General features: G+C 62.0%; 27 protein-coding genes. 16 read left to right on the top strand and 11 right to left on the bottom strand.

The window, feature by feature from the left end; translation table 11 throughout:
* The first annotated feature begins 30 nt into the window (after nt 1-30).
* Together M0639_RS28145 and M0639_RS28140 are read left to right on the top strand one after the other, a co-directional pair.
* The gene (locus tag M0639_RS28145; protein WP_231915223.1) at nt 31-702 is read left to right on the top strand and encodes a DNA alkylation repair protein; all 672 of its coding nucleotides are present in this window, start codon (nt 31-33) and stop codon (nt 700-702) included.
* Between the two features lie 99 nt (nt 703-801).
* Nucleotides 802-1,917, top strand: a complete 1,116-nt coding sequence (locus tag M0639_RS28140; RefSeq protein ID WP_248671216.1) for an ABC transporter substrate-binding protein — start codon at nt 802-804, stop codon at nt 1,915-1,917.
* A gap of 8 nt (nt 1,918-1,925) precedes the next feature.
* On the opposite strand, the gene M0639_RS28135 is transcribed toward M0639_RS28140, so the two are convergent.
* A complete protein-coding gene (locus M0639_RS28135; protein ID WP_003942841.1) occupies nt 1,926-2,870 on the bottom strand; it encodes a GlxA family transcriptional regulator in 945 nt (314 codons plus the stop codon).
* Nucleotides 2,871-3,075: 205 nt separating this feature from the next.
* On the opposite strand from M0639_RS28135, the gene M0639_RS28130 reads away from it, so the two are divergent.
* The 4 genes from M0639_RS28130 to M0639_RS28115 all read left to right on the top strand — a co-directional run bounded on the left by M0639_RS28130 (nt 3,076) and on the right by M0639_RS28115 (nt 6,051).
* Entirely contained in the window at nt 3,076-3,750 is a 675-nt protein-coding gene (locus M0639_RS28130; protein WP_058038449.1) for a DJ-1/PfpI family protein, read from the top strand.
* 34 nt (nt 3,751-3,784) lie between these two features.
* Nucleotides 3,785-4,255, top strand: coding sequence for a DUF2269 family protein (locus M0639_RS28125; RefSeq protein ID WP_003943264.1), 471 nt, complete (start codon nt 3,785-3,787; stop codon nt 4,253-4,255).
* Nucleotides 4,256-4,337: 82 nt separating this feature from the next.
* On the top strand, nt 4,338-5,003 hold the full coding sequence (locus M0639_RS28120; protein WP_172827070.1) for a HEAT repeat domain-containing protein: 666 nt from the start codon (nt 4,338-4,340) through the stop codon (nt 5,001-5,003).
* A 13-nt stretch (nt 5,004-5,016) separates the two neighbouring features.
* Nucleotides 5,017-6,051, top strand: a complete 1,035-nt coding sequence (locus M0639_RS28115) for a HEAT repeat domain-containing protein (RefSeq protein ID WP_054826755.1) — start codon at nt 5,017-5,019, stop codon at nt 6,049-6,051.
* Between the two features lie 44 nt (nt 6,052-6,095).
* Here M0639_RS28115 and M0639_RS28110 read toward each other — a convergent pair whose 3' ends face one another.
* Both M0639_RS28110 and M0639_RS28105 read right to left on the bottom strand, forming a co-directional pair.
* Nucleotides 6,096-6,467, bottom strand: a complete 372-nt coding sequence (locus M0639_RS28110) for an SdpI family protein (protein ID WP_172827069.1) — start codon at nt 6,465-6,467, stop codon at nt 6,096-6,098.
* Nucleotides 6,468-6,641: 174 nt separating this feature from the next.
* A complete protein-coding gene (locus M0639_RS28105; RefSeq protein WP_197486134.1) occupies nt 6,642-6,983 on the bottom strand; it encodes a VOC family protein in 342 nt (113 codons plus the stop codon).
* Between the two features lie 121 nt (nt 6,984-7,104).
* Here M0639_RS28105 and M0639_RS28100 point away from each other — a divergent pair, with 121 nt between their 5' ends.
* Together M0639_RS28100 and M0639_RS28095 are read left to right on the top strand one after the other, a co-directional pair.
* Nucleotides 7,105-7,599 (top strand): hypothetical protein, encoded by a 495-nt coding sequence (locus tag M0639_RS28100; protein ID WP_058038446.1) that lies wholly within the window; start codon nt 7,105-7,107, stop codon nt 7,597-7,599.
* Between the two features lie 133 nt (nt 7,600-7,732).
* Nucleotides 7,733-8,227 carry a DinB family protein gene (locus M0639_RS28095; RefSeq protein ID WP_064073388.1) on the top strand — a complete coding sequence of 165 codons (495 nt, stop codon included), beginning with the start codon at nt 7,733-7,735 and terminating at the stop codon, nt 8,225-8,227.
* A 182-nt stretch (nt 8,228-8,409) separates the two neighbouring features.
* On the opposite strand, the gene M0639_RS28090 is transcribed toward M0639_RS28095, so the two are convergent.
* Entirely contained in the window at nt 8,410-8,667 is a 258-nt protein-coding gene (locus M0639_RS28090) for an oxidoreductase (RefSeq protein WP_064073389.1), read from the bottom strand.
* 123 nt (nt 8,668-8,790) lie between these two features.
* Nucleotides 8,791-10,374 carry a M28 family peptidase gene (locus M0639_RS28085; protein ID WP_064073390.1) on the bottom strand — a complete coding sequence of 528 codons (1,584 nt, stop codon included), beginning with the start codon at nt 10,372-10,374 and terminating at the stop codon, nt 8,791-8,793.
* Between the two features lie 807 nt (nt 10,375-11,181).
* Here M0639_RS28085 and M0639_RS28080 point away from each other — a divergent pair.
* A complete protein-coding gene (locus M0639_RS28080; protein WP_054782007.1) occupies nt 11,182-11,847 on the top strand; it encodes a TetR/AcrR family transcriptional regulator in 666 nt (221 codons plus the stop codon).
* Nucleotides 11,848-12,569: 722 nt separating this feature from the next.
* On the opposite strand, the gene dmpG is transcribed toward M0639_RS28080, so the two are convergent.
* From dmpG to M0639_RS28065, 3 genes are read right to left on the bottom strand one after another with little or no spacing between them, the layout of a single operon-like run.
* Nucleotides 12,570-13,598: a 4-hydroxy-2-oxovalerate aldolase gene (dmpG, locus tag M0639_RS28075; protein WP_020909650.1), complete on the bottom strand. Its 1,029-nt coding sequence runs from the start codon at nt 13,596-13,598 to the stop codon at nt 12,570-12,572.
* Nucleotides 13,595-14,539, bottom strand: a complete 945-nt coding sequence (locus M0639_RS28070; RefSeq protein ID WP_054825055.1) for an acetaldehyde dehydrogenase (acetylating) — start codon at nt 14,537-14,539, stop codon at nt 13,595-13,597. Before M0639_RS28070 ends, dmpG begins: the two co-directional genes overlap by 4 nt.
* Complete coding sequence (locus M0639_RS28065; RefSeq protein WP_058038442.1) at nt 14,536-15,363, bottom strand: 2-keto-4-pentenoate hydratase; 828 nt, start codon at nt 15,361-15,363, stop codon at nt 14,536-14,538. Before M0639_RS28065 ends, M0639_RS28070 begins: the two co-directional genes overlap by 4 nt.
* Before the next feature lie 69 nt (nt 15,364-15,432).
* On the opposite strand from M0639_RS28065, the gene M0639_RS28060 reads away from it, so the two are divergent.
* A complete protein-coding gene (locus M0639_RS28060) occupies nt 15,433-16,194 on the top strand; it encodes an IclR family transcriptional regulator (RefSeq protein ID WP_003942865.1) in 762 nt (253 codons plus the stop codon).
* On the opposite strand, the gene helR is transcribed toward M0639_RS28060, so the two are convergent.
* Nucleotides 16,156-18,378, bottom strand: coding sequence for an RNA polymerase recycling motor ATPase HelR (gene helR / locus M0639_RS28055; RefSeq protein WP_082893087.1), 2,223 nt, complete (start codon nt 18,376-18,378; stop codon nt 16,156-16,158). The genes M0639_RS28060 and helR overlap by 39 nt on opposite strands.
* A 281-nt stretch (nt 18,379-18,659) precedes the next feature.
* On the opposite strand from helR, the gene M0639_RS28050 reads away from it, so the two are divergent.
* The 4 genes from M0639_RS28050 to M0639_RS28035 all read left to right on the top strand — a co-directional run bounded on the left by M0639_RS28050 (nt 18,660) and on the right by M0639_RS28035 (nt 22,331).
* Nucleotides 18,660-19,124, top strand: coding sequence for a hypothetical protein (locus tag M0639_RS28050; RefSeq protein ID WP_225320190.1), 465 nt, complete (start codon nt 18,660-18,662; stop codon nt 19,122-19,124).
* Nucleotides 19,125-19,426: 302 nt separating this feature from the next.
* Nucleotides 19,427-19,663, top strand: a complete 237-nt coding sequence (gene mbp1, locus M0639_RS28045; RefSeq protein WP_003943084.1) for a microaggregate-binding protein 1 — start codon at nt 19,427-19,429, stop codon at nt 19,661-19,663.
* Nucleotides 19,664-19,805: 142 nt separating this feature from the next.
* Nucleotides 19,806-21,974 (top strand): catalase, encoded by a 2,169-nt coding sequence (locus M0639_RS28040; RefSeq protein WP_003943216.1) that lies wholly within the window; start codon nt 19,806-19,808, stop codon nt 21,972-21,974.
* An 87-nt stretch (nt 21,975-22,061) separates the two neighbouring features.
* Nucleotides 22,062-22,331 carry a DUF7218 family protein gene (locus tag M0639_RS28035; RefSeq protein ID WP_054800585.1) on the top strand — a complete coding sequence of 90 codons (270 nt, stop codon included), beginning with the start codon at nt 22,062-22,064 and terminating at the stop codon, nt 22,329-22,331.
* Nucleotides 22,332-22,388: 57 nt separating this feature from the next.
* On the opposite strand, the gene M0639_RS28030 is transcribed toward M0639_RS28035, so the two are convergent.
* On the bottom strand, nt 22,389-22,694 hold the full coding sequence (locus M0639_RS28030) for a hypothetical protein (protein ID WP_054800586.1): 306 nt from the start codon (nt 22,692-22,694) through the stop codon (nt 22,389-22,391).
* A gap of 160 nt (nt 22,695-22,854) precedes the next feature.
* On the opposite strand from M0639_RS28030, the gene M0639_RS28025 reads away from it, so the two are divergent.
* Together M0639_RS28025 and M0639_RS28020 are read left to right on the top strand one after the other, a co-directional pair.
* Nucleotides 22,855-24,003: a glutamate--cysteine ligase 2 gene (locus tag M0639_RS28025; RefSeq protein ID WP_064073391.1), complete on the top strand. Its 1,149-nt coding sequence runs from the start codon at nt 22,855-22,857 to the stop codon at nt 24,001-24,003.
* 77 nt (nt 24,004-24,080) lie between these two features.
* Nucleotides 24,081-24,608: a CinA family protein gene (locus tag M0639_RS28020; protein ID WP_050654955.1), complete on the top strand. Its 528-nt coding sequence runs from the start codon at nt 24,081-24,083 to the stop codon at nt 24,606-24,608.
* A gap of 298 nt (nt 24,609-24,906) precedes the next feature.
* Here the strand turns inward: M0639_RS28020 and M0639_RS28015 are convergent, their stop codons facing one another.
* Nucleotides 24,907-25,758 carry a PHP domain-containing protein gene (locus tag M0639_RS28015; RefSeq protein ID WP_064073392.1) on the bottom strand — a complete coding sequence of 284 codons (852 nt, stop codon included), beginning with the start codon at nt 25,756-25,758 and terminating at the stop codon, nt 24,907-24,909.
* Between the last annotated feature and the right edge of the window lies 1 nt (nt 25,759).

Genomic DNA, 25,759 nt, shown 5'->3' with positions numbered 1-25,759 from the left:
GAATCGCAGAAGTAGTGACTGGAGGACGACGTGGCTGAAACGACGGTTGCCGCGGTGATGGACGAGCTGGCTGCGCTCGAGGATCCGAAGGCGCGCGCGGTGAACGAGAAACACGGTGACGATCACGGTGTGAACCTCACAAAACTGCGCGCTGTTGCGAAGCGATTGAAGACTCAGCAGGAACTCGCACAACAGCTTTGGGCGACGGGCGATACCGCGGCGCGATTGTTGGCCCTTTTGATCTGCCGCCCGAAGGCGTTCGAGCGTGACGAGTTGGATGTCATGTTGCGAGAGGCCCGCACTCCCAAGGTGCAGGACTGGCTCGTCAATTACGTGGTGAAGAAGAACCCGCATGCCGAGGAGTTGCGGGTGGCCTGGACCGCTGACCCTGATCCTGTGGTCGCTAGCGCCGGGTGGGCTCTGACTACCGAGCGCGTAGCGAAGAAGCCTGAGGGACTTGATCTTTCAGGATCGCTCGACGTCATTGAGGCGGAGATGAAGGATGCTCCTGACCGCCTGCAATGGGCGATGAATCACTGCCTGGCTCAGATCGGGATCGAACATGCCGAGTACCGCGCCCGGGCAATCGAGATCGGTGAGCGACTGCGGGTGCTCGAGGATTACCCGACTCCACCGAACTGCACCTCGCCGTTTGCGCCCATCTGGATCGCGGAGATGGTGCGACGACAGAGGGCAAAGTAGAGCGCACGACAACTGAGGATAGGGTTACCTTCGTGCTACGTTAGGCGCCGTCACCCGCTCGGGATGTCTGAGCAGGTAGATCGACCGGGAGGTCCTGGCGTGGCGAGAATTTTGGGACGAGGGCTGTCAGAGCGACGAAGTGGTGGCAGCCGTGTCCGCCGGATGGTAGCCGTCGTGGCGGCGTGCGGGCTGGCGGCCGGAATGGCGGCCTGCAGCAGCAACGGCGACAAAGACAGCACCGACGACAAAGACAGCACCCGGACTTCATCCGCAGTCGACGCCGCGTTCCCGGTGACGATCACGTCGGCCCTCGGCACGGCCGAGATCAAGGAGGAGCCCAGGCGGGTCGCAACCTGGGGATGGTCCAATCAGGACGCCCTCCTGGCGCTCGGTGTCGTCCCGGTCGCGATGCCCACTTTCTCCGGACCTCAGTACGGGGCCGACGCGCAGGGCATTCTGAAGTGGGACGCCGAGGCACTCGACAAGCTCGGTGGCGAGCAGCCGATCTTGTTGTCGGGTGACGGAACGGGCGAAGCACCTGTCGAGCAGTTCGCCAAGGCTGAACCAGATCTCATCTTCGCCCCGTACTCCGGGCTCACTCAGCAGGAATTCGACGCACTGTCGAAGATCGCGCCGGTGGTTTCCTTCCAGGACGAGCCGTGGACCGCGTCGTGGCAAGACCAGGTGACCATCGCCGGTCAGGCGCTGGGTAAGCAGGCCGAGGCCGGCGCACTCATCGACAAGACCAACGCCGCGATCAGCGCGACGGCTGCGAAGAACCCTGCGTTGCAAGGTAAGACCGTCACCATCGCACTCCCGAACAGCCCGAGCACGTTCGCGGTGAGTAAGAACGCCGACGTGCGTGTCGAGTTCCTCGAGCAGCTGGGTCTGAAGAACGAGCCGACGATCCAGCAGGCCGATCCCGCCAAGGATCCCGAGACCGTGTACTTCGAGCTGAGCACCGAGCAGGCGCCTCTGATTGCGTCTGACGTGCTGTTCGTGGTGGCCTACGACAAGGACTCTCTGAGCGCGTTCCTCGCCGAGCCACTGGTGGCAGCTCAGCCGGTGATCGTCGATGGGCGTACGGCATCCACCAAGGACTTCAGCGTCGACAAGAACTTCGCGTTCGGCGGACTGACGGTCCTGACCATCCCGTACATCCTCGACGACGTCGCCACAGTTCTGAACACCGCTGCCGGCAACGTCAAGGGCTGACCGGCCCGCTAGCGGGAAGTTCGAAACTGCGTCCGGTATCGCTGTGGACTGGTACCGACCAGGTCTCGGAAGCGTTCGCGGAATGTCGTGACGGCATTGAATCCGACTTGTCCCGCAACACGTTCGATCGAGTGGTCGGTAGTCTCGAGCAGAAATTGCGCTTGGCGGAGCCGCGCGTGATGGAGCCACTGCAACGGCGTCGTACCGATTTGTTCCTGGAAGCGGCGGTTGAGCGTGCGAGTGCTCATCGTTGCCTTGGCCGCGATTGTCGTGATGTCGAGTTGCTCCCCGAGGTTCTCTTCCATCCAGTTCAGTAGCGGCCTGAGGGTTGTCCCGCTGGGTACGGGAGGCTCGTGAACGATGAATTGTGCTTGCCCTCCGGCACGTTCGAGCGGCATCACACTCAGCCGCGCCGTGTCGGCGGCGACCGCGGACCCGTAGTCCTGACGAACCATGTACAGACACAGGTCGAGTGCGGCCGCGGCGCCGGCGGAAGTCAGGACGTGCCCGTTGTCTACGTAGAGAACGGCAGCGTCGACGTCGATAGCCGGGTGCCGGCGGGCCAACTCCGACGCAGCCGCCCAGTGCGTCGTCGCGCGAAGTCCGTCGAGCAGGCCTGTGTCGGCGAGGGTGAATGCGCCGACGCACAGTGAGGCGATGCGCGTGCCGCGATCCGCGGCAGTTCTGAGGGCTTCGATGATCTCGGGGTCGATCGGCACATCGAGATCGGCGGTGCCCGGGATGATGATCGTGCTGGCCTGGGCGAGACGTGACAGTCCGTGCGGTACGCGCATCGTGAACGTTCCGGTCTCCACCTCCTCGGTGAGCGCGCACACGGCGGTCCGGTAGGCCGGTGCGCCTGAGGGAAGCCTGCATCGTCCGAAGACTTCGAGGGGTGCTGCCAGGTCCATCGGCACCACTCCGGGCAACGCGAGAACTGCAACGTCATGCATGTCTGAAACGTAGCGTACGTGGCGCGAGATTCTGTGATCTCGTGTCGTGAAATATCCTCTCAACTGGTATTTCACAGAATATGTGAGGTTGGCTGAAAGCCGTCGAAGGTTGGCTTTCAGCCGTCGCCGCAGGGGTCAACTTCCTCCTACTGTCGTAGGAACAGCGACGCGCACAGGAGCGCGTCGCACAAAATCGGAGGTTGCAGTGCACGCGCAGATCGTGTTGTTCGACGGATTCGATCCCATGGATGTCGTGGGTCCGTACGAGGTGCTCTACGCCGGGGGTCTCGCCAGCGGTGGGGCGTTGAGTGTCGAACTCGTCAGTGCGGAGGGGCCTGGGACCGTCCTGAGCGGAAGTGGTGAACTCGCTATGACCGCCACTGCAACCCTCGATGTCGAACACGCGGATCTGATTATCGTTCCCGGAGCATCGGGTCTCTTCGAACCCGATGCGGACCAGCCGGGCACCAGTTTGCCGGAAAGACTCGCGGCCACAACGGAAACCGAACTGCCTGTCATGATGCGGCGTGCACTCGACGATCCTGGTGTTCTTGTTGCGACCGTCTGTGGAGGATCTTTGGCGCTGGCGATGGCGGGGCTTCTCGAAGGGCGCCGCGCCGTAACACACCATCTTGCCGTGGACGCACTGGCGGCCGGCGGCGTTATTCCGATCCAGGCGCGAATCGTCGACGACGGTGACCTGATCACCGCCGGCGGTGTGACATCCGGTCTCGACCTTGGCCTGTACCTGTTGGAACGATGCCTCGGGCCCCGGATAAGTCTCGAGGTCGAAGCGCTCTTCGACTACGAGCGTCGTGGAACGGTGTGGTCGGCCAATGGCGCCGAGCCTGTAATCACCTTCGCCCCGGACGCTGCGTGAATACGCTTGTGCGTACCGAAACGCGAGAAATCCCATGACCGGAATCCTGCTGTCCCTCCACGTGATTGCGGCCATTCTTGCCATCGGCCCCGTCGCTGTGGCGGCGAGTATGTTCCCGGTGGCGAGTCGCGCCGCGCTCGCCGATCCGGACAGCGCCAGTGTTGCGACGACGGGCATGCTGCATCGCATCGTTCGGGTGTATGCCACGATCGGCGTTGTCGTTCCGATGCTCGGTGTCGCCACCGCCGTCAATCTCGGAGTGCTCGGTGACCTGTGGATCCTCACCTCGATCGCACTCACCGTCGTTGCCGCCGTGATACTCACCGCGGTCGTGCTTCCCGCCCAACGGCTGACAATGGCGGCGATCGAAGGAACCGGGTCCGTTGTGGATGTCGCAACGCGGCTCACCCGTCGACTGGGCACAGCGACGGGGATCTTCAATCTGCTCTGGGTCGTTGTCGTCGTGTTGATGATCTTTCGGCCAGGATCGACAACCGGCGTGTGATCCGAGGCGATATTTCCCGTGTCGGAGACAGCGACGCTTGACCTTGACACAGTGACAAGGACTCCAATGGTCGACGAAGGAGGTGGTTGTCGTGAACACAACCAACCATGGTGGACAGAATGCTCACCTCGTCGACGCATTGGCCGCGGCTGATCCCTCGGTTCGGCTGCGCGCCGCGCTCGCTGTCGGCACGCGCCCGGACCCTGAGCTGACGGATGCCCTGATCGATCGGTGCGCCGTCGAGCCGGACTTCTTCGTCCGCGACATGCTGACCTGGGCATTGTGCCGCTTGCCGGCCGAAATTACGGTGCCGAGGCTGATCCGTGAGCTCGGGTCCGATGGTTCGCAAGCCCGCAGTCAGGCGCTCCACACCTTGTCCAAGATCGGCGATCCGATCGCGTGGCCCGAGGTCTCTGCGCTGGTGCACGACCAGGACGACGAGGTCGCGCGCAGTGCGTGGCGCGCCGCAGTGGCACTCGTGCCGGCAGGAGTCGAGGGTGCACTCGCAGCGGATCTGGCGACCGAACTCGGGCGGGGTGAACTGCAGATGCAGCTCAGTCTGAGCCGTGCTTTGACCGGGCTCGGCGAGGCTGTACTCCCGGTGCTCGACGCGGCCGGTATGAGCCCGAATCCGCGTGTCCGGGCGCATGCTGATGCTACAAAGCAACTCTGGCACGACCCCGACGGTGGGTTCGCACTCTCTCACGAGTTGGCGAAGCGCGTCGCGGCAATCGGCCCGGACGCGTAGGAAGGGGAGACGGATGTTGATCGGCGAGGTCTCGCGGCGTTGTGGTGTCAGCACACGGATGCTGCGTCACTACGACACCTTGGGACTGGTGAAGCCGACGGGCCGCACGTCCAGCGGTTACCGGGAGTACTCCGCCGACGACATCCGTCGACTCTTCCACGTCGAGAGCTTGAGGACGTTGGGGCTCTCGTTGAACGAGGCCAAGCGTGCACTGGACGAACCCGACTTCGCGCCGGCCGATTTGGTGGGTGAACTCATGCAACACACTCGGCAACGGATCGCGGCGGAGGAGGAATTGCTGACCAAACTCGAAAGGGTCGATGCCAGCGCCCCTTCGGAGTGGGACGACGTCCTACGCATGGTCTCACTGTTGCGTGCACTCGAATCCGAGTTCGCTGCCCATCGTCAGCAAGCGATCCTGTCGCAGGAGCTGAATGCGGCGTTGCCCGTCGACGCACTCGTCGAGGCCATCCTGTCGGAGAAGGATGCCAACGTGGCCGGAGCGTTGCAGTGGGCGTTGGCGAGGACCGAAGGTGCGGGCCTTGCAGGTCTCACGAAGGGCCTCGAATCGGAGGACGTCGAGGTTCGACGCCGCGCGACGTCGGCCATCTCCGGGATCCACACCGAGGAAGCAACTCGGGCGCTGAAGCGAGCTCTCGATGATTCGGACGCGATAGTCCGCGCTGATGCCGCTCTCACCCTCGGATCTCGCGGAGAGGCCGTCTCGATGCCCGCTCTCCTCGAGATGGTCGCCGACGGGCGACGCGACGTCGAGGCCGGAGAGGTGCTCGGTCTTCTCGCGGAGCACTCACCGACAAGCGGTGAGGTCGTCGATGCCGTGCAGGCAAGGCTCGACGGCACTGACAACGCCCCGACGAGGTTGCGAATCACGCAGGCACTCGCTGAGATTCCCGGCGCGGCGGCCCGGGAAGCGCTCGCCCGGCTGACACGCGACGACGACAAGACGGTCGCGTCCACGGCAGCGGCGATCCTCGCGATGCGGGACCGTGGACCACGCCGACGCGAACGACCGCGTATCGGGAACTGAAATCGGAGAACTAGGGCACCTCTGAAAAATGCGGGCCCGGGTGGTCAGCGCCGCAACGATTTTGCCGCGGCGTTGCCCTTCAACGCTGCACAGAGCAGGACAAGGAGCACCGCTAGAAACACGACTGTTGAGGCGACAGCCGACACCACAGATCCGAAACCTGTCACGACACCGATGGCGACCTGCATGCACAGTCCCACTACGGCTGTCCACACCGTCCGGCGTAGAAGGGGCCACGCAATCCGATGGGCCAATTGCCACGCCTCGGGGCTCGAGATCGTTGCCTTCGTTCGTATGCCGACAACGGGATTCGGTTCATCACCGACCAGTCGCGGCATGAGCCCAGCAACGAAGGCGAGGATAAGCGTCGACGACGACAGCGAGGCCGTCAGACCCAGTAAGTCAGGCGATCCCACCCGTCCAGCCCCCCTGTCGGCAGATTTGACACAGCGGACATTCCAGTCTGGGTTGCCGCTGGGACACACCCGACCGTATGCGAACGAATGCATGTACGGCTGTGCGGGTGACGCACTTTCAAGCTTTGCCGAATGAGCAGTGGACTCGATCTCGGACTGGTTGTCGGACAGACCCTAATGCGGATCACCCACGCAGAAAAGGTTTCCCGCCGGATCCGCCAACACGTCCCAAATTGATCCGCCCGACTCATGGCGCTCGATGTGGGCTGCTCCTGCCGCGACAAACGTCGCGACGACCTCGTCCCGCGGAGGATCCTGCGGTTCGAGGTCGAAGTCGAGGTGAACCGTATTCCTTTGGCTGCGAGCCTGATCGATCCGTTGGAAACCGAGAGTGAGTGGGAGGTCCGGGGCCGTCACCGTCAGGAAATCTTCGTCACCTTCGGTACTCGCCTCGCCGAATCGCTCCGACCACCAGGTGGCAAGTGATCGGGCATCCGTTGCATCGAACGTAACCATGGCCAATCGCACCATCACACACCAACCTCTTTACACGTGACTGCCTTTCGATCGATCTTAGGCAAAGCCCTGCAGCTGCTGCGCACCCGCTGCGGAGTGATCGGCGGATAGGGTTTCTTGCGTGGTAGATCAACGGCGAAAGAGTTTGCGACGCAGGTACCTGAGCCTCGGCCTCGGCGAACTGGCGGCCGCGGCCGTATTTGCCGCTGTGGCTGTCGGCGTCGTGATGCCTCGGCTCGAAGGTCCGAAAGACTCCGCTGCGTTGTGGTCGGCGCTGGCCCCACTGCTTGTGATACTCGTGCAAGCAGGTGTCTACTGGCTGCTTGCCCGAGGCTGGGTCGAGCAGGCACCGATGCCGGTCCGCCTCGCAGCGCTCTACCGCGTGTTTCGGGTCCTCGATGTTCTCTTGTTGGCGATAGCTCTTCTCGGCGTTGTCATCTGGCTACCAGATCACTCCGGCGCGGCCGTGGGCGTCGTGGCGGTGTGGGCTTTCGGCGTCGCCGAGTACGCCAACTACTTCGTGGCTCGTCTCGCCTACCCGCTGCGGCGGTGGCCTTTCGAGGTCGGCAAGTTGCGGAGGCCCCAACTTGTGCACGACCTGCATTCGGCGCGGTGATACCGGCGATGAAGCCTGCCTTTGCCGCAACGGCAAAATTTGATGCGGGATCGGAGTGCATTCGGAAGGATCGGTTCTGCCCACCCAGGAATGAAGCCTCTATGTCGTTCTTCACCGAGTAAGGAGAACCACTATGGCAACGTCGCGTCGCCGCCGCCGTGATGCCCCACCGCCCCGGTCCGGAAATAGCGAGGTCGATACGCCACGCGCGTTTCTCGACTACTTGCGTGATTCGATCGCTGCCAAGGTCGAGGGTGCTCCGGAACCTCAGGTGCGCACCACAATTGTTCCGTCTGGGACAACCTTGCTCGGGCTGGTCACTCACTTGACCTTTGTCGAAGGATCGATGTTTCTCGCAGAAAACGTGACGGATTGGAAAGCGACGTTTCAGCCGTCATCGGAAGACAGCGTGGACGGTGTCGTCAGTCGCTATCGCGAGACGGTCGAGCGTGCCAACGCAGTTCTCGACGGATGCACAGATCTTGCCGCGCCCATCCCGCGACCGGGGGCGAAACGACCCGCTCCCAGTGTCCGCTGGGCGCTCGTGCACATGATCGAAGAGACCGGACGCCATGCTGGCCACGCTGACATCCTCCGCGAACTGATCGACGGTTCGACCGGCCGGTGACGCTGTAACAAGGAATAGAGTTCCCGGTGAAGACGATAGGTCTCGCCGAAGTTGAATCTGTCTGAAGCGGAGGGTAATTGGTTTCACATCGAGAGTGACCAGCCTCTCTGGTCGCACGCGTCGACGTTGCCGCTGGGACTCAAGGCTATGGACGCCAATCCTGGAAACGAAGCACCGACCGACTACTCGCCGCAGCGGTAGAGTTTGACGACGACCACGTGGCATTCCTCGGCAGATGGGACGGTTGCTTCGATCAGCGAGGCCGGCTGCGACAGGAACTGGGTGACGACGAGGTAGCCGGGCGCGGCATGGATCTTTACTCCGTCGAACTCGGCGGTTTCGGCCACCGCCGACGCGGTAACGAACCGACCGATGATTTCGAGGATCTCCAGTTCGGTCAGGGCACGGGGCGCGACATTGCCGGAGACCCTCGCCCGCAATCGCGCTGGCCGCGACGGGCTTCGTCCAGCTGAGCCGATGAGATTGCCGAACAGGGTGATTGATCTGCATCCACGGCGCGGTGTCGGCTCAGTGTCATAGCCCGTCGAGGTTCTTGATTCGTCTCAGCAACATCCACGCACTGCGCCTCGAACAGGTGTCGAGTTGCCGTCACCGCCGACGGGTTGAGCGTTTCGGATCAGATCACTATCGACAGTGTGCAGCGCGTCTACAACGTCTCTCAGGACGAGGGTCATTTGCCGAAGTGAGGCCGGAGGGATCCGGTCGATCGTGTCTTCGATCGTGTGATACCGCGAATGCGCTGTCGTTATGTCAAAGCTCGGGACGAAATCGGGGACTCGCGCCAGAGATGACTTGATCGGGAGCGGAATGGGCGGGACGACTCCATTCTGAACGCACTCCTGAAGTACGAGGTTCAGCAACACAGGATTGAAAGAGCCGAGTACGCCCCTGATCTCGTCCAGCCCCGTGGGGATATCGACCGAGGACTGGGTCACACGAATGGTGCCCGCGGCGGCGAGGTGGTCAAGCCATGCGAACGTGATCACGCGCGGCAGCATGTCCTCTAGATGGGTTTGCATAAAGTGCGTGAGGTCGAAGTCCCCGCAGTCGTGACCTCCTGCCGCGAGAAACACCAATGTTCTCGGACGCTCGCTCCTGGCTTTCGCTGCGTAATGACGCATCAGCGCCAACATGCCCGCAACACCGGTGCCGTTATCCATTGCGCCGCCGTAGGTGCTGTCGTAATGCGCGCCAATGAGAACAATTTCGTCACTGACCCCGGGAAGTACACCCACGACGTCTTCCATGACTGCGCGCAGCTCGTGAGTTCCAGGGCCCAACGATCCCCCGGTAACGGAGCGGGTTCCACCGAAGGGGGGATTCTCGGTCCGAATCTCGAGCGACATGGTCACCGGTCCGCCACCGAGAGCGGTGCGGATTGCGTTGAAGTCATCCGATCCCAGGACAAGCCCTGGGATCGACGCTTCCTTTCTCTGTCGAAAGGTGTTCTTGTCGATACCTTTTCCGTGCGTCAGCCGCGTCAGATTGTTCGGAGCATCGGCAGTTCTGATGTAGCCGACGGCGCCGTGGGCGACGGCTGACTCGTATGCATCGAGCATTCCATCGGTGTTCATCACATTGATCAGATATACGGATTCGACCATTGCGATCTTGCCTCTGACGTCGACACGGTCGAAGTCGCGCGCAGTTCCGGCACCGACGTGGACAACCTCGGCCTCGACCTGTCCTGCACTGGTGTACCAGATCGGGTACGAGTTCGTTTCCCACGGCAACGCCGGGGCAGGGGACGCCGGGGCAGGGGACGCCGCATTGGTTACCTTCGCGTGCCACACGCTCGGGTAGTACACATCGAAATCCCATTCCTCGGTGTGGGTCTGGAGCCCGGATTGCTCGAATGACTCGCGCACCCATCGCGCCGCGTCGCGAACTGCGGGAGATCCCGGACGACGCCAGCCAAAGGACGTCATCGTCTCTACGTCACTCATCAGGGCGTTCTCAGAGAACACGTCGCCGGGCGAGGTGCCTGGAGTTGATGCTTTGGGAATCAGATCGGCCGCAGCCGAATTATGCGTGGCCAATGGTAGTCCGATACCGGCGGCTGCCGCCCCAGCCATCTGCATCATGCGGCGGCGACTGAGTGCTTTGCTATGTGTTTCGTCGTTCATCTTGGGGTCCTTACTATCTCGGGTTGACGATCGCTACTGAGTCCGCGTGACGGTCAAGGCTGGTCCCCTGCATCTCCAGCGCTGGGAGTCCTGCGAGCTCGAGCTGTCACGAGAGTCGGTATCGCACGGTCAAGGATCATGGGGTCTCCGGCTTTCGAGCTATAAAAGTTACGTGCGATTCTTTTATACAGTGTCGGGGTGGCCTGTGTCACTATCGGATGGCAGTGGAGTCGACGGCGAACAGGCGGCGAGGTGGAAATCCGATATCAAAGTTCGTTCGACTTCACGAGGAGTAAACCTCGATCAAGGGTGCTGCATCGGACCCAACGCAGAATGCCCCCTTCGGGATCGTCGAGAATATCCGAGGCCACCAGCTAATGGCGCATACGTCACGCACGTGGCGGTGCAACACAAACGTAGGCAGCACTCAGGATGCGTCAATTCTATCCTGAATTTGTTGCGCCATAATGTGTTCCGAACTCCTGGCGGCTAGGTAACCCAGCGTGATCGACGTAACTGTGTGGCCGGACTCCATCGCCACACTCAGCATGAGTTCACAGATGCGCGTGACAAAATTCCGGCACTAAGCCTGACATCATCAACTCGATCAGGGTGATGTCGTCAACCTAGGAACCTTCCCCTCAAAGATCTGAACTGGCTGTTTCACCAATCGTTGCGCTGACGTGAACGAGCACGTCAGTACGCACGGTGTGCCTGGCATCCGGTCATCCCTCATCGTTTTCCCTCATCCTTCATTGGCTACTCTCACTGGATCGGTTCGTGTCTGCGGCAGGGGAAGGTGTGGTCTTGACTTCGAGAATCACGGAGGGTGTCTTCTTCAGTGCTCCGGCGGACCTGCCGCGAGGCAGGCACGAGTTGAGTAGGGACAAGGTCCTTTCCGCTCAGCGTGAGCGGCTCATGATCGCGACAACTGAGTTGATGGCGGAGTCCGGATATCAGGGCGTGGCAGTCCGTCGGATAGCCAAGCGCGCGAAGGTCTCACCCGCGGCCTTCTACGAATGTTTCCCCGACAAAGATGCGTGCGTGTTCGCTGCCTACGGTCGGTTCATCGAAGTATTGCTCAACCGCATTCGTGATGTCCTGCCGACCGCATCCTTCGCCTGGGATCATCGAACCATCGCAGTGGTGGTCGACGGTTACTTGAGTGCTTTGAATGCAGATCCTGTGGTGGCGAGGGCATTCCAGGTGGAGATGGACACTGTTGGGCGACGCGCACGTGTACAACGCCGAGCGGCGCTGGTGGGCATGGCGCAGGCATTGAAGTCAGAGCGCGAGCGCTCTCCCGGTAACCCGCGCGCACCCCTCAGTGCATATGTGGGCGCGGTATACGCAATCCGACAGCTCGCGTCCGATGCACTGGACGAACCTGAAGAAGGATCGGTTACCGATCTGTCAGCGGAGGCCGGCGTGTGGATCGCTGCAATGCTCTCCTCTGCGCAGGATGGAACGTGACCTGGGCGTTGGGCGCGGAGTAATCGATTAGGCGGTTGATCGCCTGAGCAAGCTCTGTCTGGTCGACAGATTGCGGCAGCTGCAAGTCGAGTGCCGCAATCGGGCGTCGTATCTGGTGACATAACGGCCCACTGCGAGCCGCGCCGCATTCACCGCATGTACCCAACGTCGCTGCATGTTGACCAAATCGGAGGAATTCAAAGCCTTCTGGCCCGGTGGCACGAGAACCGCGACAGTCGACGCGATCATCCGAATCGCCGGGTACGCCCCTGTCTGAACTAACTCACAGAAGGCGGAGCACTTGCCGGTAGCGTCCATCCTCAACCCTGGAAGTACTTGTCCACCACACACCGCGCACTTGGGTATGTGGACCGGAATGCCGACGAAGCCTACCGTCCGCGTCCCAACGAGCAGTGGGGCGCGATGAACGTTGAGCGGACCTCCCCGTGCTCGGAAACTGAATCCGTACCGAATTCCTCGCGGTAGACGGATCTTACTCGGATGACGAGTCTCTCTGAATTCGACTGCAGCGGAAAAGGTTCAGTTCCGGCAGTCGGAGGCGCGGTGGGAAGGGCCCGATCAACTGTTCGAGTACTCTGCCGGCGGGTTCAGGCTGATCGCGCGTATGACAGCGAGGCGAAATGTTCTCAGCGGAACTGAGAAGTCCCGCCCCCGTCCGGAGACGGGAGCGGGACTCGGGTGTCAGCGAACTCGGCAGCGCGTCAGACTGCTTCCTTTGTCGCCTGCGCTGCGAGGGTGAGCGCGATGTCGACGATCATGTCCTCCTGACCACCCACCAGACGGCGGCGTCCAGCTTCGAGCAGCAGTGTGCGAACGTCGATTCCGTAGCGCTCCGACGCAGCTTCGGCGTGGCGCAGGAAGCTCGAGTACACGCCGGCGTAGCCGAGAGTGAGGGTTTCGCGATCGACGCGGACCGGCCGGTCCTGCAGCGGTCGGACGATGTCGTCGGCGGCATCCTGCAGGGCGAACAGGTCGCAGCCGTGCTCCCACTCTTCGATGTTGGCGACGGCGATGAAGGCCTCGAGGGGGCAGTTGCCGGCACCGGCGCCGTGACCGGCAAGCGAAGCATCGACGCGGGTGACGCCGTTCTGCACTGCGACAACGGAATTGGCAACCGAGAGCGAGAGATTCTCATGGGCGTGGATACCGATTTCGGTGCCCTCGTCGAGGATGTCGCGGTATGCACGAACACGATCCGCGACGTCGTTCATCACCAGACGTCCACCCGAGTCGGTGACGTAGACGCAGTGCGCGCCATACGATTCCATCAACTTGGCCTGCTTGGCCAGTTCCTCGGCAGGCGCCATGTGGCTCATCATCAGGAAGCCCGAGACGTCCATGCCGATCTCGCGGGCGGTTTCGATGTGCTGCGCGGAGACGTCGGCCTCGGTGCAGTGCGTGGCAACGCGAACCGAGCGCACACCGAGGTCGTAGGCATGCTTGAGTTCACTGATCGTGCCGACACCCGGAAGTAGCAGCGTGGTGAGACGAGCGTGCTCGAGTACCTCGGCCGCTGCTTCGATCCATTCCCAGTCGGTGTTCGAGCCGGGGCCGTAGTTGAGCGAGCCGCCGGCGAGGCCGTCACCGTGTGCTACTTCGATCGCGTCGACGCCGGCAGCGTCGAGAGCTGTGACGATCCGCTTGACGTCGGTGGGCGAAATGCGGTGGCGGACAGCGTGCATGCCGTCACGAAGGGTGACGTCCTGGACGAAGATCTTGCGGTTGCTCACTTGGTTGCTTCCTTCTGCTGGGCGATGCGCTCCGCGATCTGCATTCCGGCGGACGTCATGATGTCGAGATTGCCGGCGTACGCAGGCAGGTAGTGTGCCGCGCCCTCGACCTCGAGGAACACCGACACCTGGTGGGTGGGGCGATTGCCGTCGACGAGCAACGTCTCGACGGGCTGGTCGGCCGGGATCTCGGTGATCTGGACTTCCTGCTTGAGCCGGTAGCCGGGGACATACGCGGAGACGTCGCCGACCATCTTCTCGATCGACTGACGGATCTCGTCGTGAACAGCCGGGTCCGGTGCGTCGACGAGGCAGAAGACCGTGTCGCGCATGATGAGCGGCGGCTCAGCGGGGTTGAGGATGATGATGGCCTTGCCGCGACGAGCGCCGCCGACTGCCACGATCGCCTCGGACGTGGTCTCGGTGAACTCGTCGATGTTGGCGCGCGTTCCGGGACCGGCCGACTTGGAGGCGATGGACGCGACGATCTCCGCATACGCCACCGGGACGACCCGAGAAACAGCGGCAACCATCGGGATGGTGGCCTGGCCGCCACACGTCACCATGTTGACGTTGGGTGCGTCCAAGTGCTCGTCCGCGTTGACAGCCGGTACGACGTACGGTCCGATCGCGGCAGGCGTCAGGTCGATCATGCGCTTGCCGAGGGGAGCCAGCCGCGCGTTGTTGGCCACGTGAGCTTTTGCCGAGGTGGCGTCGAAGACGATCTCGATCTCGTCGAAGTTCGGCAGACCGACAAGGCCTTCGACGCCTTCTGCCGTGATTGGCACGTTCAGACGCGCGGCGCGAGCGAGGCCGTCGGACGCGGGGTCGATACCGACCATCGCGCCCATCTCCAGATGGTCGGAGTTGCGCAGCACCTTGATCATCAGATCCGTGCCGATGTTGCCCGATCCGATGATCGCGACCTTGACCTTGCTCATGCGTTGTCCTCTTCGCTGGAGAAACTGGTGGTGACGGAACCGAGCCCGGAGACGGTCACGGTGACTACGTTGCCTGCGGTGACCGGTGCCATGGGGCCAAGAGCGCCGGACAGGATCACCTGCCCTGCGGTCAGCGGCTGCCCCAACTCACGTGCAGTGCGGGCGAGCCAGACGACGGCTTCGATCGGATCGCCCAGGCAGGCGGTTCCGACGCCGGTGGACACCTCGGTGCCGTCGACGGACATCGACATGACGACGCCGGCGGGTTCCACCTCGTCGAGGGTGCGTCGTTCGGTTCCCAGGACGTACACGCCCGAGGACGCATTGTCGGCGACGGTGTCACCGAACTTGATGTCCCACGACTCGATGCGGCTGTCGCAGATCTCGATCGCGGCGACGGCGTAGTCGATCGCACCGCGCACCTGCGCACTGTCCAGCGGTCCGTCCACGAGGTCGGCACCGAGCACGAAGGCAACTTCCGCTTCGACCTTGGGCTGGATCAAACGGCTCATGGGGATGGCGCCGTCGGCGGGGAACTCCATGTCGGCGTACAGCACGCCGAGGTCGGGCTGGTCGACACCGAGCTGCTGCTGGACTGCCACCGAGGTCAGGCCGATCTTGCGGCCTACGACCACGGCCCCTGCCTGCCGACGGATTTCGTCGACGCGGCGCTGGACGGCGTAGGCGGCGACGAGGTCGTCGGCGCCGATCAGATCGCGCACGGGCGCGCAGGGAGTGCCGCTCGCGATGGCGGCTGCGAGGCGGTCCGCAGCAGCTGCGATGTCGGTCTCGCTAGCTGTACTGGTATTCGTGGGCTGGCTCATGGCCACTACTTTCGCCGCGGCACCGAGATTGCGCCAGGGAACTGTCTCACTCAGCGATACGCTGGGGAGGTGACTGGCAGCGCAAACCTCGACACCGTGCTCGGCAAGGCGGTGACGATCCTGCGCGCCTTCCGGGCCGACGACCACGTGTTGCCTCTGGCCACCCTGGTCCAGCGGACGGGCCTGCACAAGGCGACGGTGCACCGCCTGGCCAACGAACTGGTCGCGAACCGGCTACTCGACCGTATCGACGGTGGCTACCGGCTCAGCGGCGGCCTCTTCGAACTCGGCATGCTCGCCTCTCTCGAACGTAGCCTCCTGGAGATGGCGATGCCGTTCCTCCAGGACCTGTACGAGCGGACCCACGAGACAGTCCACCTGGGGGTCCGTGACGGCCACGACGTCGTATACGTCGCGAAGATCGGCGGACACCGGCAAGCCAACTCGCCGTCCCGGACCGGTGGCCGGATACCGCTGTATTGCACCGCAATCGGCAAGGCGCTCCTGGCATTCTCCGACAACGAGTTTCGCCGCGAGGTGCTGTCGGAGCCGATGACGCGCCGAACCCCGCACACAATTGTTGCGCCCGGCATTCTCAACACCCAACTGAACCGAGTGGTCGAGACCGGTATTGCGTTCGAGCGCGAGGAATCAGCGCCGGGTCTCGCATGCGTTGCGGCGCCGGTATTCGGAACCAATGACAAACCCGTCGCGGCCATCAGTGTCACCGGTCCCACCAGTCGCTTCGTCCCCGAGAGCCAGGTGTCCTACGTGCGCGCTGCTGCCGAAGGCCTACACAGCACGATCGCTCGCCGCGAACGATTGCGGTGATCTGGCCGTCCCGACCCGGACGAGCCCGGTCAATGCGTGCGGCAATGGCCTCTCGTGTAAGACGCCGAGACGTTGGGTCGCGCGGGTGAGGGCGACATAGAGTTCAGACGCACCGCGTGGGCCGTCGGCGATGATTCGCTCCGGTTCCACGACGAGCACGGCATCGAACTCCAGGCCCTTCGTTTCCGAAACCGGCACAGCGCCGGGCACACCCGCAGGTCCGATGACGACGCTCGTACCCTCGCGTCCGGCCTCGTCCTGATTGAATTCGTCGATGGCGGAGGCTAGTTCGTCGGCGGATATTTGTCTGGACCACGGTTGGACCCCGCAGGCGCGGACGGACTCGGGTGGCTGGACGTCTGGCGCGAACTCGGCGAGCAAGGCGGCGGCGACGCTCATGATCTCGGCGGGGGTGCGATAGTTCACCGTCAGGGATCGGTAGATCCAGCGGCCGGGAACGTACGGCTCCATCATCGTCGCCCACGATCGGGCACCTGCGGGTGAACGTCGTTGCGCGAGATCACCTACCACCGTGAAAGACCGGTCCGGGCAACGGCGCATCAGGACTCGCCAGTCCATCTCGGACAGCTCTTGTGCCTCGTCGACCACGATATGCCTGTACGTCCAGTCTCGGTCAGCAGCAGCGCGTTCGGCGAGCTCACGGGTATCGCGTTCGACGAAACGATCCGCCAGGTCCTCGGCGTACAGCATGTCCTGGGCGAGGAGATGATCCTCGTCGTCCATCAAGTCTTCGCGACTGATCATCATGTCCAGCACGCCCGCTGCATACGCAGCCTCGTCGCGGCGTTCACGTTCGGCACTCTGGTCGACGGGCTTGTCCCGGCCGAGCATGTCCACCAATTCGTCGAGAAGCGGAACGTCGGACACCGTCCAGGCATCGCCCTCTCGGCGCAACAGTGTCTCGTCTGCGCCTGCCTTGCGTAGGCGTTCCGGCGAAGTAAACAGCTGTGTCAGTAGCTCTTTCGGTGTCAAGATCGGCCAGAGTGCGTCGAGTGCGGCGGCAAACGCGTCATTCTCCGCCAACTCTGCGGTCAGATCTGCGCGCACTTGTTCCCAGGCTTCACGGTCACTGCGTGTCAACCATCCCTTGCCGATCCGCGCTATCGCCCGCTCGGTCAGTGCCCAGGTGACGATTTCGGTGAACACAGTGCGAGCGTCGTTGTGGGGGAGTCCGCTCGAACGAGCTTCTTCTCGGGCCCACTCCGCAGTTTCGGCGTCGATTCGCACTGTGACGTCCGCCAATTCGATCAACAACGGGTTCTCGGGCAATCGCTGATGATCGGCAATCGCTGCGCCGAGAACGTCCAGGATCTTCAGCGAGCCTTTGAGCCCAGCGGCCTCAGGAGCGTCCTCGGCGGTGACGCGTAAACCCGGAACGAGATCACCGGTGGTCATGAACACCACGTCGGACTCGCCCAGCGAGGGCAGTACGCGGCCGATGTGGTTCAGGAACGCCGGGTTCGGCCCGACCACGAGGACGCCGTGACGTTCCATTCGCTCTCGCTGCGTGTAGAGCAGGTAGGCGACGCGATGCAAGGCGACGACGGTTTTCCCGGTACCGGGGCCACCTTCGATCACCAGCACCCCGGGGTGTTCGAGTCGGACGATGTCGTCCTGTTCGGCCTGGATGGTCGCCACGATGTCCCGCATTCCCTCACCGCGGGGTGCATTGACTGCTGCGAGCAAGGCGGAATCGCTGTGGGTGTCGTGTTCTGCGCCGTCAGGGCGCCCGAGTACCTCGTCGGTGAAATCGACCACGTGTCGACTGCGTGTGTGGAACTGACGGCGTCGACGCATGTTCTCCGGGTTGGCAGCGGTGGCAACGTAGAACGGGCGAGATGCCGGCGCCCGCCAATCGAGCAGCACCGGTTCGTAGTCGTTGTCCGCATCGAGAAGGCCGATTCGGCCGATGTACGAAGTCTCACCAGTCAGCGAGTCCAACCGGCCGAAGCACAGGCCGTTGTCGGCTACGTCCAGCCTCTTCACCTCTTTGGCAAGCGCGCGCACCTCTGCATCGCGTTCCATGAGTGCTTCGCCGTTTCCGCGCAGAGCGGTGCTGTACCTGCCCTTGACTCGGGCGCGCTCCGCATCGAGGCGTGCGTAGAGCCCCTCCACATAGTTCCGCTCGGATCGCAGTTCTTCTTCGTATCCCTGGGTTGGCACGTGCCCTCACTTCCGCTGGCTGTTCCGATCCCGTAGTGGGTCGTGCGGGATCGGAAGAGCCATTTTGCGGCACTACCCGGGCCTTGCCGCAAGGCCCCCGGTGCGATATACATTGGTAGTGGAAGGGAGTGTCGATCCTCCCTCGGCTTTTTCCCACAGATCCTCTCGCGACCCCCCAGCCTGATGCACGGCTCCCAGCCTGGTCGATGTTTGGACCCCGAGTGCCACGGGTACAAATCCAGTGACCGGTGTTCCAAAATCGGTTCCCCTCATGAACTTACGTGGATCGAGGGATTGTGAAGGCGATACTGGCAACGGCCGCGAGCATCCTTCTGGTGGTTGCCTTGGCCGTCGCCGTCTTGCTTCTCCTTTCCGGATCACCGCGCGAAGGTACTTCGCACGAGCTCGCCGATACGGTTCACACGATCGGTGGGAAGCCGACAACCTGCACCGAGTTGTTCGGTGAAACATGCAGCTTTGCTTTGCAGTCGGACTACAACCAGTGGGGACAAAACCTCGAGGGTTTTGTCAATGCCGGGACCCTCGGACCTTTCGCCCGCAGTATCGGCTTCGTGGCGGAGGCGAAACTGAGCTTGCAGGCATGCGAGGTCAGCGCAACCGCCGGGCGGACGATTCTCGATTTCTACACTCTCGCCGAGATCGACCACCCCACGGCCACCACCACCGACCTCTTCCCCTTCTGGAACGAGTCTCGCCAATTCCTTTGCCCGGTAAACAGTTTCTGAGAATGCTGTTTGCTATTTGAGATGTTCGAGACGCATCGCTCGATCGGAGCCAGGTTGGGCGCAAGCGCGCGAATCGTGGACAGCGGTCCGCCCACGGGGGGATCGGTCTGTAACTGGCTCATGAGCACTGAATAACACACGAGAGTGAACGGCACTCCCCTCGGTGGCCGCTTCTTGTACGCGTTGCGGCGTGTCGGTGCACGGATGTTTATGCGAATTTCGACGGGGTAGGGCCTTCTGTGGGGGATTCCTACCTGTGTGGGATCCCGGAGCAACAATCCGAAACGTATTGGAGGGTCAACGTGCCAGATGACAAGAGCGGTCCCAGCGAGGGAATCAAAGGCGTCGTAGAGGACGTCAAGGGTAAGGCCAAGGAAGCCGTGGGTGCGGTTTCCGGAAACGACAGTTTGACCCGAGAGGGCCGCGCCCAGCAGGACAAGGCCGAAAGCCAGCGAGAAGTCGCGAAGAAAGAGGCAGAAGCCGAGAAGGCTCGCGCAGAAGCGGCCGCGGACGAAGCGCGACAGAAGTCCGAGCAATAGCCCTGACGCACTCGTCACCCTCGGCCTGGGATTGATCCCAGCCGGGGGTGAGTCGTGGCTCCGCGTTCAGTTTGAAATCTCTACTTACATAAGGCGCAACAAGATTCTTGCGCCCAGCATGACGATCAAGAGGAGCTGTTCGATGCCTTCATCTCAGTCCGTCCCAGGTGCACCGGCCCCGAAAGCGCCGGACCTGAAAGAGCCGGTCAAGCCTCGACAGCCGTTGCCGCCCAAGGATGACCAGCGGCAGCCGGAGGTGCGTACCGTCGCGGGTGCCGAGGAGAAGGTGAAGGGAAATGGTCGCGGCCAGCGGGGGGAGTACCTCACCACCGCAACCGGTACACGTCTCTACGAGACCGACCACTCACTCACTGCCGGCGAGCGTGGCCCGACTCTTCTTCAAGACCACCACCTGCGTGAGAAGATCACACACTTCGATCACGAGCGAATTCCGGAGCGCGTCGTCCACGCCCGCGGGGCGGCTGCACACGGAACGTTCCTGGCGAATGGCGCGGCCGAAAACATCTGTAAAGCATCGGTGTTCGCTTCCGGTGCTCGAACCCCGGTGTTCGTGCGGTTCTCGACGGTGCTGGGTTCACGAGGTTCGGCGGACACCGTACGCGACACACGCGGTTTCGCCACCAAGTTCTACACCGACGAAGGTGTCTTCGACCTGGTGGGCAACAACATCCCGGTGTTCTTCATCCAGGACGGCATCAAATTCCCGGACATCATCCATGCCGCGAAGCCCCACCCGGACCGCGAGATCCCGCAGGCGCAGAGCGCGCACGACACATTCTGGGATTTCGTGTCGCTGCACACCGAGGCCACGGCGCACACATTGTGGAACATGTCCGATCGCGGCATCCCGCGCTCCTATCGCATGATGGAGGGCTTCGGTATTCACACGTTCAGGCTCGTGAATGCCGACGGCGAGACGAATCTGGTGAAATTCCACTGGAAGCCGGCCGCCGGAGTGCATTCACTCGTGTGGGAGGAAGCGCAGATCGCCGGCGGTGTGGATCCGGATTTCCATCGACGCGATCTTGCCGACGCCATCGAGGCGGGTGCGTATCCGTCCTGGGATCTGGGCGTGCAGGTGTTCCCTGATACCGAAGACGAAATGTTCGAAGGCATAGATCTATTGGATCCCACCAAGATCGTGCCCGAAGAACTCGCGCCGGTTCAGGTCATCGGAACGATGACACTCGACGCCAATCCGACGAACTTCTTCGCCGAGACCGAGCAGGTTGCATTCCATCCGGGCCACTTGGTTCCGGGTGTCGACATCACCAACGATCGTCTCCTGCAGGCACGTTTGTTCTCGTACCTCGACACCCAGATCACGCGACTCGGTGGCCCCAATTTCGATCAGATCCCGATCAACCGTCCTCACGCGCCTGTCAACGACATGCTTCGCGACGGCTTTCATCAGGACGGTGTACATACCGGAGTTGCGCCGTACCATCCCAATTCGTTGGACGGTGGGTGCCCGTTCTTGGCCTCGGCGGAGAGCGCGGCCTATATCGAGGTGCCCGAAGAAGTTTCAGGGCGAAAGGTGAGGCAGGCGCCGGCATCGTTCGACGATCACTTCTCGCAAGCTCGACTCTTCTATCGCAGTCTCTCCCCTGTCGAGCAGGAGCACGTCGCGCAGGCGTATACCTTCGAATTGGGTAAGTGCTACGAGGAGAACATCAAGACCCGGAATCTGGGCATCTTGGCAAATATCGACGCGGGTCTCGTGTCGATCGTCGCAGGGGGGCTTGGCCTTCCGGTTCCCGAACCGACCGAGCCGTTGAGTGATCCGGAGCTCAGCCCTGCACTGTCCCAGGTTGGTGCGGAATGGCCGGTAGACGGAAGGATCATCGCACTACTGGTCGATGAGAACTCCGATCTCGAAACGGTTGTCGCCGTTCGAGACAAGATCTTCGACGCCGGCATGGTGCCGCTGATCCTCGGCCCGCACGGCGGAACCATCGGGGACGGTGACGACGCGGTGACGGTGCAGCGAACGTACCTCACAGCTCGTTCGATCGAATTCGATGCAATCCTGCTGAGCGGCGACGTTTCTCGGATCGGCGAGGGCAAGTTGGATCCACGGGTGGAGACTCTGCTGAACGAAATGTATCGTCACAGCAAGGCAATTGGTGGTTGGGGAGAGAGCATGAGTGCGCTGGCTGCGGCCGGTATCGACGAGTCTGCATTGGGAGTCGTCGTCGATGCAGACGCGGAAGGAGCGCTCGCCTCGCTGGCTCAGCTACTGAAGACGCACCGCGTGTGGGGGCGTTTCGAGGTGCCGCCTACATCCTGAGTGCCGACGTACGTTCGAACCTGCGGTGTGGCCGAATTGCCAGTTCGGCCACACCGTCGGAGTGAAGACGAGTGAAGGGACGAAACAGTGGCTCGCAAGGACTCACAACCTCAACTCAAGGATCAAGAACTCTACGAAGAGCTACGTGAGAAGGGCGATTCCAAGGAGAAGGCGGCTCGAATCTCCAATGCGGCCGCCAATCGAGGGCGGTCGACTGTCGCCAAGTCCGGCGGACAATCTTCGCCGTACGAGGAGTGGACGGTCGACGATCTGAAGAAACGCGCCAAGGAACTCGATCTGCACGGGTACTCGAAACTGAACAAGGGTGAGCTGATCGAGAAACTCCGCACTCACTGAGCCGGATTCTGCTCGAGTTGTATTCTGCTTGAGCAGAATACAACTCGAGCGGTCGGTTCAGTGCCCTTCTTGATCGAAGAGTTCCTGACCTTCCAGTCGTTTGACCCGTCGGTGTTCCATCAAGATGGCCAGTGTTCCGACGATGAAGGACACCACGCACACGACGCCGGCAATGGCTGCCCAACCACGAAATCCGTAACCTGCTGCCACCAAGGTCAATCCGAGTGTTGCCAGACCCAGCCCGATCAGCAGGTATCCGGGATAGTTGCGACCGTCGCTGATTGCCTCCCCTACGTGCGATCGATTTGTGTGTTCGTCATCTACCGGTGAACTTTCGCTCGCGTTTGTCACGGCACACTCCATCCTGAGCTCATGAAGACTTGCGATTCTTCGCTCGTCGTCGGTCCACAGGGCAACTACCCGATCGGTGACTGGATGAAACGGTTGGAGTAGTGCCGAAAGGGGTAGAAGGTCGTACGCTCGAAGTATCGGAAGTGGATGAAAACCGGTGCGAGGAAGGCCTATGAACGCGAAGCCGACTCCCGACATATTCTCGGTAGGTACACCGACTCTCGGTGTCGAAGAGGAGTTCTTGCTCTGCGATCCGCAGACTGGGCATCCCACTCTGCGCAACTCCGAGGTTGCTGCCGCCGGGCGGGAACTCGGTATCTCGCTGCAACTCGAACTCACGCGCTGTCAGGTGGAGACGTCCACGTCTATCGGAAACCATATTCGTGATCTTCGTGATCAACTCTGTGAGTCGCGTGCCGTCACCGCCGACGCCGCTGCCCGTGTGGGTTGTCAACTCATCGCAGTCGGGACGCCGTTCTACGATCCGCCGGTAGACGAGATCACTCAAACGTCGCGATACCAGCGAATGGCCGGTCAATTCGGAGCGATCACCGAAGGTGTGATGTGTGGTTGCCACATTCATGTCGGTGTGGAAGATCGAGAACGATCGGTCCAGATCATCAACCATCTGCGCCCTTGGTTACCGACCTTGTTGGCACTGACGGCGAACTCTCCGATCAGCGCCGGTCGCGATACCGGTTATGCGAGTTGGCGTTACGTTCTGTTCGGCCGATGGCCCAGTTCGGGTCCGCCGCCCTACTTCGAGTCCGTGGCGCACTACGAAGATGCTGTTGCAGCAATGCTGGAGACAGGGGTCATTCTCGATCCACACATGGTCTATTGGGATGTGCGCATGTCGGATCACCTTCCCACCGTGGAGATTCGGATCAGCGACGTGCCCGCCACCGTGGAGGAGACGATGACTCTGGCCACACTGGTGCAGGCACTCGTCGGTACCGCATCCGCCGCGATCACGAAAGGTGAAGCAGCGCCTGCCGTCGATCACGAGCTACTCCGCGCGGCTTGCTGGCGGGCGGCGCGTGACGGACTCGACGGGAGGTCGCTGGACGTGGAATCCGTGCGCTTGCTGACTGCACACCAGGCGGTTCGGCAATTGGTGGATCACGTCGAACCTGCGTTGACTGCATTCGGAGAATTCGAGCAGGTCACGGCCTCCTTGGACAAGGTGTTCAGCAACGGAAACGGGGCGATCGTGCAGCGTCGTCAACTCACGCGTCGGTCACGTGTAGCTGATGTGATCGACGAGTGCGCTCGACGCACTTTCGAAGGGTGCAGTTCGCAAGGGGGCAGTGAACTGTAAGGCACGGTTGGAATGGGCATTCAAGAACTTTCAATGTCTTGTCGAAGTCACCGATCGGACTGCAGGAGGAGGAACATATGAATGGCGATCCACGACCCGAGCTTCCGTCGGGCAAGGATCTCGACGATATGTGCAGGCAATTGGCTGCGGCAGTAGAGGAACACGGTCTGTCGGTGGCGACGGCGGAATCGTTGACTGCCGGGAACATCGCCGCACATCTGGGAAAGGCGCCGGACGCCGGATCGTGGTTTTGTGGTGGGATCGTCGCGTACACCCGCGAGGTGAAACATTCCGTACTTCATGTTCCGGACGGGCCAGTGGTCTGCGAAGAGGCAGCCAGGGTCATGGCGCACAGCACCGCCACACTGATGGGTGCGTCGCTAACGCTGGCCGTCACCGGTGAAGCCGGTCCTGATACCCAGGAGAACGTTCGACCCGGAACTGTGTGGTTCGGAGTCGTCGACCATGGGACCGCCGAAACGGAGAAGCAGGTTTTCTCGGGCGACCCCGAAGCTGTCCTCGGTGCAACTGTCGAGCACGCGATCCAACTACTTCTGCGTCACGCATCCGGTCGCCACACACCGAGTTCGAGAGTTGTGAACTAGTCGAGTTTTCAACTCTTCGAACGGTTCTTCTTGTGACGACCTGTGTGTTTCGCAGGCGCCTGCGCGGTTGGAACCAGATGACCGTCGGCCGTGTATTTTTCGACTACGAGGTTCTTGCTGACTCCTCGGTTCGCATCCACTGCGCAGGTGATTGCTTCCTTGTCGGAATTGAAAGGTTCCTCGGTCGAAGAGCCGTCGGGCATCGTGATTTTGTACCGATCCATACATCGACTATTGCGGGTTGATCCGTCTCCGACAACCCGAGTTCACGGAAATATCGGTCTGGGAATCAGGCGGATCAGCGGGTCCAATACTCTTCGGGACGTTGACCCGGACGGAATCCGTAGTGCGCGAGCATCGCGGTCGCTTCCGGAAAATTGGCTGCCAGAGCTTCGGGCACATGTGCATCGCTGCCGAATGTCACCGCTTTACCTCCCTCTTCGCTCCACCATTGGGGTATCCAGGGCAACAGCCGACGGGTGTTCATCTCGAGGATCCGGTCGCTGTCGGCGATGGCGCGCATCGCATTTCGGAATCCCTCTTCGAATCGACGGGGATCGAAAGGTCCGGCACTTTCGATCGGCCATGCACGCACCGCGTAGTCGATATGGGTGAACACCTCGAAGGTCCGAGAGCCAGCCACCATACGCGGGATCTCATCGAGGTATGCCCACATGACTTCGTCGGCACTCCACTTTCGAAACAGAGTGTTCGGTTCACTCCGATCGTCGCCGACCTCGAGCGTGTGCAAGGAACCCAATACCCGGTCGATGACACCGAGATCAAGGAGGTGCGACGCCTGCGCGTCGTGCAGGTGCGGTTGTCCGAACTCGACGCCGGTGAGTATCCGCAATTCAGGAAAACGGTGTCGGCATCGTTCGATGCTGTCGAGATAGCCGTCGACGTCGAGGATCGGTGCGCGGACATAGCCGTCGGTGCTCAGCAGGTGATGTTGATGGGGCATCAGATCTGCGGCGGTTGTGCGCCACCGAGCATCGAAGTCGAGATGCTCGGTGAACACCAACGCCGGCAATCCGATTGCTTCGGCACGCGCGCAAGTCTGTTGCATTCGTCCGGATGCGTGCGACAGCGGTCCACCGGTGTCCCACGACCACTCGCTGTGAACATGACTGTCCGCGGGTAGTTGCATG

Source organism: Rhodococcus qingshengii JCM 15477 (assembly GCF_023221595.1).
Lineage (GTDB): Bacteria > Actinomycetota > Actinomycetes > Mycobacteriales > Mycobacteriaceae > Rhodococcus_F > Rhodococcus_F qingshengii.
The sequence above is the reverse complement of the archived record's forward strand: the minus strand, read 5'-3'. Positions and strand labels throughout refer to the sequence as shown.